Below are 8,897 nucleotides of genomic sequence, written 5' to 3' on the forward strand. Positions count from 1 at the left end.
GGCCCGCTCACGGCACCCGCACGGCCGTACGCCGATCAGCGTGCCGTGTCCGTATATCGGTACCGCTTCCGCAGAGTTGCGCACGTGTTAACGCGGTTCGTCCCCGTTCGCGAGCCCCAGCGAGCGCTTGAGGAAGCCGAGCTGGAGGCGGAGCAGGTTCTCGGCGACCTCCTCCTGCGGGGTCATGTGGGTGACCCCGGACAGGGGCAGCACCTCGTGCGGGCGGCCGGCCGCCAGCAGCGCGGAGGAGAGCCGCAGCGAGTGGGCGACCACCACGTTGTCGTCCGCGAGGCCGTGGATGATCATCATCGGGCGGTGCGGCTCGACGGCGCCGACCAGGCCCGCGTCGTCGATCACCGAGTTGCGGCGGTAGACCTCCGGCTGCTCGTCCGGGTGGCCGACGTACCGTTCCTGGTAGTGGGTGTCGTAGAGGCGGAGATCGGTGACCGGGGCGCCCACCACGGCCGCGTGGAAGACGTCGGGGCGGCGCAGGACGGCGAGGGCCGCCAGGTAACCGCCGAAGGACCAGCCCCGGACGGCGACCCGGTCCAGGTCGAGCGGGAAGTCGGCGGCGAGCGCCCGGAGCGCGTCCACCTGGTCCTGGACGACGACGTCGGCGAGGTCGTCCCGGACGGACTTCTCCCAGGCGGGCGAGCGGCCCGGCGTCCCCCGTCCGTCCGCGACGATCACCGCGAAACCCTGGTCGGCGAACCACTGCGAGGTCAGGTGCGGGTTGTGGGCGGCGAGCACCCGCTGCCCGTGCGGACCGCCGTAGGGGTCCATGAGCACCGGCAGGGGAGTGTCCCCGGCGTAGTCCCGGGGCATAAGCACGGCGCACGGAATACGGCGTGCGCCCCCCTGTGTCAGCGTCACGCGGGGGGACATACCGGGGTCTTCGGCGTACGAGGGGACAGTCGCCGTCGGTTTCCCGTCACGCAGGACCTGGACCCGCGAACCTGGCCGGTCCGGCACCGCGGAGACGAGCACGGTCACGCCTCCGGCGCGTACCGCCGAGTGCACACCGGGCTCCCGCGAGACGCGTTCCACGCCGAGTTCGTTCACCCGGTAGACGTGCACCTCGCCGACCTCCGGGTCGGCCGCCTCCTCGCCCGCCGACGCCGAGACCAGCACGTCGTCGGCGGAGACGTCCAGTACGGCGCGGATGTGCAACTGCGCTCCGGTGAGCGGTCGTTCACCGACGGCGAGTCGTCGCGCGCCCCCCTCGTCCGCGATCCGCACCAGCTGCCCGGAGGGGCTCCAGCAGGGCGCCCCGGGGAAAAGTTCCAGCCAAATCGGATCTTCGTCGGCGTGCACCATCCGGGTCGCCCCGGAGTCCGGGTCCACGGCCAGGATCAGCGCGGCGCGCTGGTCGCGCGCCTGGACCAGCAGCAGCGGGGCACCCGCCGCTGACCAGTGCACATGGGCCAGGTACGGGTAGCGCGCACGGTCCCAGGAGACCTCGGTGCGCGTCCCGTCGAGGCCGATCACGAACAGCCGGACGTCCGCGTTCGGGGTGCCCGCCGCCGGGTACGGCACCCGCTGCGGCTCCCGCTCCGGGTGCGCCGGATCGGAGATCCACCAGCGCCGTACCGGCGTGTCGTCCACGCGCGCCACCAGCAACCGGTCCGACTCCGGAGCCCACCAGAAGCCCCGCGAGCGGCCCATCTCCTCGGCCGCGACGAACTCGGCCAGACCGTAGGTGACACCTTCCGACTCCGGGGTCGCGAGGGCGTGTCCGTCCGCGCCCTCGGCCCCCACGACGCGCAGCGCGCCCCGGGAGACGAAGGCGACGTACCGTCCGTCGGGCGACGGACGGGGGTCGATCACCGGCCCCGGCGCGGGCAGTTCACGTGCCGTCCCGGCCCGCAGTTCGGCCGTGAAAAGCCGCCCTGACAAGGCGAAAGACGCCAACTCGACGGCCGCGTCGGTGGCGTAGCCGACGATGCCGGCGCCGCCTTCGCGGCTCCGCTCGCGCCGCGCCCGCTCCTCGGCGGAGAGGTTCTCCGAGGCCCCGCCCAGGAGGGCGCGCGGGTCGGCCGCCACGCGCTCCCCGCCCCCTTCGGTGTCGAGGACCCACAGCGAATTGGCCCGGTCCGTACCGGAACCGGAGCGCAGGAACACGACACGCGAGCCGTCGGGAGCCACGCTGAACGAACGCGGCGCGCCGAGCGTGAAACGCAGGGTACGGGCGTGCCGTCGGGGGAAGGAGTCGGTCTCGGTCGTCATGCCATGACCATATTGGCCATGCGCCCCCTTGTGCGGCCGTGCGCCGACCGATGCGCACGTACGGATAGTTATGATCGTTAGCGCATAGTGGGTATGAACCTGCTGGCTGCTGTCTGGCTTTGCTTGCCCCCATGTTCCTACGTCCCCCTACCCCCGCGCTCTGGGACCTTTGGAGGTGAACCGCCGTGGCACTCTCGATTTCGGCGGTGGTGCTGCTGGCGATCATCGTCTTCCTGCTGATCAAGAAGTCGGGTCTGAAGGCAGGGCACGCCGTGGTGTGCATGCTGCTCGGCTTCTACCTCGCCTCGTCGACGATCGCCCCGACCATCAGCGAACTGACGACGAACCTCGCGGGGATGATCGGCAGCATCAACTTCTGAGCGCCGTCTTCCGGCCGGGACCCGTGGCACGTCCCGGGACCCGGCCGGAGCCCACGTCCCGTCAGGCCTCCCCTTCCGCCCCGGGCCGGTCCCCGTGGGCTCCGGACGGCGACGCCCGAGGGGCGGACACGCCTGCGCTCCGTCCGGCCTTCCGCCGCGGCCGGACGCCGTGGCGCCGGCGGCCCGGAGGGCGGGCCGTGGGGGAGCGGCGCGTCGGCAGCCGTGCCGACGGCCGTCACGTCGTCCGCGGCGACTCCGCCGGGACCGTGCGGGCGGGATCGTGCGGTGGGACCGTGCGGGCGGGGGAGGGCGACGGGGGACCGGTCGCCGGCGACAGCCGGAGCGGGTGGTCCTCCCGACTCGCGCGCCTCGCCCCCTCGCCTGTTACTCACTGGTAAGCAATGATGGCGGGGCCATCATCCACGCGCGCAGGGCGGAGCCGACGGTGACGACTTCCGAGGAACAGAGCGAGGCGCAGGCGAGGGTGCACGTCTTCCGGGACGACGCCCTGGGCGATCACGACGCGGTCGGCCTCGCCGAGGCGATCCGCCGGCGCGAGGTCGGCGCCGCCGAGGCCGCCCGTGACGCGGCGGCCCGGGTCGGGGCCGTGGAGTCCCGGCTCCACGCGGTCCAGGTGCACCTCGACGTCCCGGCGCACGGCTCCGCGCCCGCCGGCGCCTTCGCCGGGGTGCCGACCTTCGTCAAGGACAACACCGACTACCAGGGCCTGCCCACCGGGCACGGCAGCGCCGCCTTCGCGCCCCGCGCCGCCCGACGGCACGCCCCGTTCACCCGCCAGTTCCTGAGCACCGGTGTCACCGTCCTCGGCAAGACCCGGCTGCCCGAGTTCGGGTTCAGCCCCACCACGGAGTTCGAGGGGGCCGAGCCCGTCCGCAACCCGTGGCACACGGACCACTCGGCGGGCGGTTCCTCGGGCGGCAGCGCGGCCCTGGTCGCCGCCGGAGCGGTGCCGATCGCGCACGCCAACGACGGCGGCGGCTCGATCCGCATCCCGGCCGCCTGTTGCGGACTCGTCGGTCTCAAGCCGACCCGCGGCCGGGTGGTGGCCAACGCGCAGGGCCGCCGGCTCCCCATCGACCTCGTCACCGACGGCGTCGTGAGCCGCTCGGTGCGCGACAGCGCGGCGTTCCTGGCCGCCGCGGAACAGCACTGGCGCAACCCCGGGCTGCCGCCCGTGGGCCTCGTCGAGGGCCCTTCGGACCGCCGTCTGCGCATCGGCCTCCTGGTGGACTCCCCGAACGGCGTCCGGGTGGACGCCGACACCCGGGCGGCCGTCACGGAGACGGCCGAGCGCCTCGAACGGCTCGGTCATACCGTGGAACCGGTGGAGCTGTCCATCGACCCGCACTTCACCGACGACTTCCTCACCTACTGGGGCATGCTGTCGTTCCTGCTCGGCGTCACCGGCAGGACGCTGGGCGCGGACTTCGACCGGAGCCGTATGGACGGCCTGAGCCGGGGCCTGCGCGAGGCGTACGTGGGGAAGTGGAAGCGGACGCCGGGCGTCGTGCGCCGGCTGAAGCGCACGCGGGAGGCGTACGCGGCGGGCTTCCGGGGCCTCGACGTGATCCTCTCCCCGGTCCTGGCCCACACCACCCCGCCGATCGGCCACCTCAACCCGGCCGTCCCCTACGCCACCCTGATCGAACGCATCCTCGCCTACGTGGCGTTCACCCCGGTCAACAACGTCGTCGGCACCCCGTCGATCGCGGTCCCGGCCGCGCACACGACGGCGGACGGCCTGCCGGTCGGCGTTATGGTCTCGGGCCGCCCGGGCGCCGAACGCACCCTGCTGGAGCTGGCGTTCGAGCTGGAGGCGGACCGGCCGTTCCGGCGGCTCCAGGATTCCTGAGGGGAGGCCCGGGTGCCGCCCCGCCGTCCTTCAGAGCAGGAGCAGCACCGCCGCGCCCCACAGCACCGACAGGGCCACCAGCGGAGGCCCGACCGGCATGCCCTGCTGCCCCGACGGCGCCTCCGCCGACGGTCGCAGCTCCGGGCGGAGCAGCAGCGCCCGCACTTCCCCGGTGACGCGCTCCGCACCCGGCTCGCGGCCCAGGCGGCGCTCCAGCCACGTCCAGCCGGTGGGGGAGACCCCGACGGAGGAGCCCTCGGCCCGGCTGATGCGGATGCCGTCGTCGGAGTGCCGCACGGACGTGATCACGTCCCACGGGACCCGCCGCACGCGCCACGCCCCGGTCACCCACAGCCCGTTACGGTCGGCGGTGATCCGCCAGGTGAGCGCCGTCGACACGGACGTCACCAGCCACGGCAGGACCACGGCCAACCACAGCAGGCTCCACGACGGCCCCTCATCGAGCGCGGCCCATATGCCGCCGCCCTGCACCAGCAGCAGACCGAGGCCGACCGCACGCGAGAAGCCGTGGGCCCGCCACACCCGCGGGCCCGCCGTGGGCGTCATGCCGGCGGCGACCTCGTCGACGGGCCGCTGCGGGTCCTTCTGCTCATGGTGCTGCGGCCCGCGCTTTCCCCACCCCGGAACGGCCGGTCTCACCGCGGTGACGCTGCACTCCACCACCACCTCGGCGGCGTCCGCGTCGGTGCGCGCGGCGAAGGCCACCTCGGCGCCCGCGTAGGGGACGCCGTACAGGACGGCCTCCCGCAGCGGCGGGGTGGGGCCCCCGCCCCGGATGATCTCCGTGAGCCTGTCGAGTCCGACGGCGGCCCCGGGGCCCTCGTCCACGTCGCGGTCATCCTCGTCCTCGTCCTGGTCCTCGAAGACGTATTGCGAGTGGAAGTGCAGGATCGGCCGGAAACCCTCCGGATCATCGGCCGCGAACACCCAGGTGCGGCTGTCCTTGTGGTCCTCGCGCACCAGCACGTGCAGCACCGGCAGCGGTCCGCGCCCCAGTCGCCGCGAACGCGTCCGCCCGACCGCCCCGTTCACGAGGAACGCCAGTGCCGCGGCGGAGCCGCCCAGCACCAGCAGCTCCCAGCCGAAGACGTCGTACGGCTCCGCGACCAGCGCCGCCCAGTCGCCGTCCACGACGACGTCGACCCGGCTGCCCACGGGGAAGTCCTCGGGGAAGGCCGTCTCGAAGCGATGGGTACGCCCGTCGGCCGTCACCGTCAGGACGTCGGCGTCCTCGTCGCTCCGGTCCAGGGCCGTGACCCGACCGGACAGTTCCGTGGCGCCCGCGGCCCGCTCCTCGTACGCGTCGGCGACCTGCTGGGCCTGCTGGAAGCCGAACCCGGCGACGGCCAGCAGCAGCGCGGCCAGGACGAAGAAGAGCCGGCCCCGGCGGAACGTCCGCGCGGCGGCGGGCAGCGGCTGTGCGACCGGTCCGGCCGCCTCCAGGGCCAGCGACCGCTGCCGTCCGGCGGCGGCCAGCCGGTGGACGATCCCCGCGGTGGCGAACGCGACGGCCAGGAGGAACGCGAGCGCGGACGGCCGGCCGAACGCGGTGAAACCCTCCTCGACGACGAGGGCCGCCAGCACGGCCGCGAGCCCGGCGAGCGCGAGCCGCGGTTGCCGCCACACCCAGTACGGGGTCAGCACCATGACGACGGCCACCCCGAGCCCTGGCCAATCGGTGCCGCACGGGTCGGCGGACGTGCAGGCGGCGACGGGGCCCGCCTCCAGTTCCCACACGACGGAGACGACCAACGCCAGGACCGCCCACAGAGGATGGGCCCACAGGGCGGGTACGGCGGCGAGCCAGCGCCGGGCGTCGGGAGTCCGCCAGTCGGTGGTGCCGGGCGGTATGTGCTCGGCGGGCAACGGCACGGGATGTGTGGACACCCGCGCATTATGATCACACGCGCTGTCCGGCGGGATCAGCCCTCGACCGCGTACGGCACGAAGCCGGCCCATGCGGCGGGGGTGAAGGCCAGCCGGGGGCCCTCAACGTTCTTCGAGTCACGGACGTGGACCGTGCCGGGTTCGGTGGCGATCTCGACGCAGGAGTCGCCTTCATTTCCGTCGCTGTAGCTGCTCTTGAACCATGCGAGGACCGAAGTGTGGTGGCCGGTGACCTTGCGGATCATGTTTCCCCCAGCAGTTCCTCGATGAAGGCCAGCGACTCCCGAGGTGGGAGAGCCTGCGCACGGATGGTGCCATACCGTAGTTCGACGATGCGGAGTTGCCGACTGTCCGAGACCGGGCGGCCGTTGAACGCTCCCTCGCAGCGTGCCACTGCCGAGCCGTCCTCGAACTTCAGCAACTCGATCTTCCCGTCCAGGCCGGGATGGACCTCGCAGCGCGTCGGCATCACTTGAAGCGTCACGCAACGCAGTCTGCCCACCTCAAGCAGGTGTTCGAGCTGCGCGCGCCACACCATTGTGCCTCCGAGCGGACGCCGTAGCGGAGCTTCCTCCAGGACGAAACCGAGTGTGGGCGCCGGGTCCTTCTGGAAGATGGCTTGCCGGTCCATGCGGGCGGCCACCATCCGCTCGATTTCCTCCTGCGAGTAGGCGGGTTGCCGTGACTCGAAGGCCGCCCTGGCGTGATCGGCCGTCTGGAGGAGCCCGCTGATGCTGTGGCAGACGTAGAGGCCGATCTCCACGGCTCGCCCCTCCATCTGCGCCAGATCCCGCACCTTCTTCGGGTACCGGACCTTCTTCACGTCCTCCTTCATCGCCGCGATGAGCCCACCGGCGCCCAGCACCTCGTCCGCCGTGTCCAGGTACTCGGGCCTCGGGATCCGCTTGCCCGTCTCGATCTTGTAGACGAGGTCCTCGCCGTACCCGACCGCCACCGCGAAGTCGCAGACCCGCATGCCCGTCGCTTCCCGGCGAAGCCTCAACTGCCTTCCCACCGTGGCGATCACGGCGAGCGCCCAGTCGTCGTCCGGGTCCACCTCCCAGCCCGGCTCGTCCGTCCGGTCCGTCCCGGTCCCGATCCGCACCGCCTCACCGTTCACCGACATGCGCGCCCCTCCGTAGTGCTGCGACGTACTGTTCCGCCCCGCTCGCAGGAGTTGCTTCGACAGTCCCGACAGCGCTGGACAAAGCCTGGACTGTAGCTCTACGTAACAGGGCAATCACAGATCACGGTACGTCCGATCGGCCACGCTCGGTGACGTGAATCAGCAAACTCAGGGAATCGCCGAGCATGGGTCACGACCCGAACCCGACCACGGCGTCCGCAACTTCAGCATGCTGCTGTCGTCCACTCCCCGCGGTGCCCGCCTCGCCCGCCTGCTCGCGGTGGACACGCTCCGGAGCTGGGGACTCCCGCACGAACGGGCGAGCCACGTCGTCGCGGAATTGGCCACCAACGCGGCCACCCACGGTCGCCTCCCCGGCCGCAGCTTCCGGCTCACGCTCTACGTGGTCGGCACCACGCTCCGCATCGAGGTCACCGACACACGCGGTGACCGGATGCCCGCGCCGCAAGCACCGGACGCGACGGCCGAGTCGGGCCGGGGCCTGCTGCTCGTCGAGGCGCTGGCCGACCGCTGGGGAGTAGCCGAAGGGCGGTTCCCGCGCAAGACCGTCTGGGCCGAACTGAGCTTCACGCCGCCGGAACCCGCACCCTCGCGCTCCGGTGCCGTCGACGACTGAAAGACAAAGAACTTCAGGGAAAACACCCCCCGCCAAACCCCACCCCTCCCGCCCGTGGTCGCGCTCACTCGGGCGGGTGAACATCCTCGAACCGGCTGGATTTCGCGGCCCCCAAGGGGCGACGCTCAGCGCAACGCACCACCGCAACCACAGACATGAGACGGCCCCCGCCGGGACGGACAATCCCGGTGCGAGGGCCTGACCACCGAGGAAGAAGAAGGCTTCCCGATGGGTACCCAGAACCCTAGCGTGCCCCCGCACGCACAGGCCCGCCTTGCGGGCAACAAGCACCCGAACCGGGCCCACCGCACCACCGGCGGGCTCCAACACGACAACACCCGCCACACCACCCGCTTCACGGTGATCGGCAACCACCTGGCCCAGCACCGCGAGCTCTCGCTGCTCGCCATCGGGCTCGGCACGCACCTCCAGTCACTGCCGAAGGGCGCCCCCGCCGACATCAAGACCCTCGCCGCCCGGTTCCCCGAGGGGGCCACCCGCATCGCCGCCGCCCTGCGCGAGCTGGAGACCCACGGCTATCTGCGCCGCGAATGCGTCCGCACCTCCACCGGCCGCATCGTGACCCGTACGATCTCGTGCAACCAGCCGGCGGCGGCCCGCCACCCCGCTGAGGCACCCTCCCGAACGACCGCCGGACCGCAGCCGCAGCCACAACCGCAGGAGGCCTGCGAGGAGCGCACCCCACGGGAGACGCGTGAGCAACGAGCACCCCGCAAACCCCTCCCC

The 8,897-nt window shown here is 72.5% G+C and carries 7 protein-coding genes and 1 pseudogene; 4 read left to right on the plus strand and 4 right to left on the minus strand.

Annotated elements, in window-relative coordinates:
• Positions 1 to 87: 87 nt before the first annotated feature.
• Complete coding sequence (locus ADK41_RS05055) at positions 88 to 2,226, minus strand: S9 family peptidase (RefSeq protein ID WP_030830704.1); 2,139 nt, start codon at positions 2,224 to 2,226, stop codon at positions 88 to 90.
• Between the two features lie 185 nt (positions 2,227 to 2,411).
• On the opposite strand from ADK41_RS05055, the gene ADK41_RS05060 reads away from it, so the two are divergent.
• Positions 2,412 to 2,606: a hypothetical protein gene (locus ADK41_RS05060; protein WP_030830707.1), complete on the plus strand. Its 195-nt coding sequence runs from the start codon at positions 2,412 to 2,414 to the stop codon at positions 2,604 to 2,606.
• A gap of 445 nt (positions 2,607 to 3,051) precedes the next feature.
• Positions 3,052 to 4,479, plus strand: a complete 1,428-nt coding sequence (locus ADK41_RS05065; protein WP_030830710.1) for an amidase — start codon at positions 3,052 to 3,054, stop codon at positions 4,477 to 4,479.
• 30 nt (positions 4,480 to 4,509) lie between these two features.
• Here ADK41_RS05065 and ADK41_RS05070 read toward each other — a convergent pair whose 3' ends face one another.
• The 3 genes from ADK41_RS05070 to ADK41_RS05080 are packed head-to-tail and all read right to left on the minus strand — an operon-like array spanning position 4,510 to position 7,513.
• Positions 4,510 to 6,387: a hypothetical protein gene (locus tag ADK41_RS05070; RefSeq protein ID WP_234318901.1), complete on the minus strand. Its 1,878-nt coding sequence runs from the start codon at positions 6,385 to 6,387 to the stop codon at positions 4,510 to 4,512.
• Positions 6,388 to 6,422: 35 nt separating this feature from the next.
• Entirely contained in the window at positions 6,423 to 6,632 is a 210-nt protein-coding gene (locus tag ADK41_RS05075) for a DUF397 domain-containing protein (protein ID WP_030830716.1), read from the minus strand.
• Positions 6,629 to 7,513: a helix-turn-helix domain-containing protein gene (locus tag ADK41_RS05080; RefSeq protein ID WP_030830719.1), complete on the minus strand. Its 885-nt coding sequence runs from the start codon at positions 7,511 to 7,513 to the stop codon at positions 6,629 to 6,631. Before ADK41_RS05080 ends, ADK41_RS05075 begins: the two co-directional genes overlap by 4 nt.
• A gap of 154 nt (positions 7,514 to 7,667) precedes the next feature.
• Here ADK41_RS05080 and ADK41_RS05085 point away from each other — a divergent pair, with 154 nt between their 5' ends.
• Together ADK41_RS05085 and ADK41_RS05090 are read left to right on the plus strand one after the other, a co-directional pair.
• Positions 7,668 to 8,150, plus strand: coding sequence for an ATP-binding protein (locus ADK41_RS05085; protein ID WP_030830721.1), 483 nt, complete (start codon positions 7,668 to 7,670; stop codon positions 8,148 to 8,150).
• Positions 8,151 to 8,378: 228 nt separating this feature from the next.
• Positions 8,379 to 8,897: pseudogene (locus ADK41_RS05090) on the plus strand (helix-turn-helix domain-containing protein); the annotation flags it as partial.

Origin of the sequence: Streptomyces caelestis, assembly GCF_001279005.1 — a bacterium.
In the GTDB taxonomy this organism is placed as follows: Bacteria; Actinomycetota; Actinomycetes; order Streptomycetales; family Streptomycetaceae; genus Streptomyces; species Streptomyces heliomycini.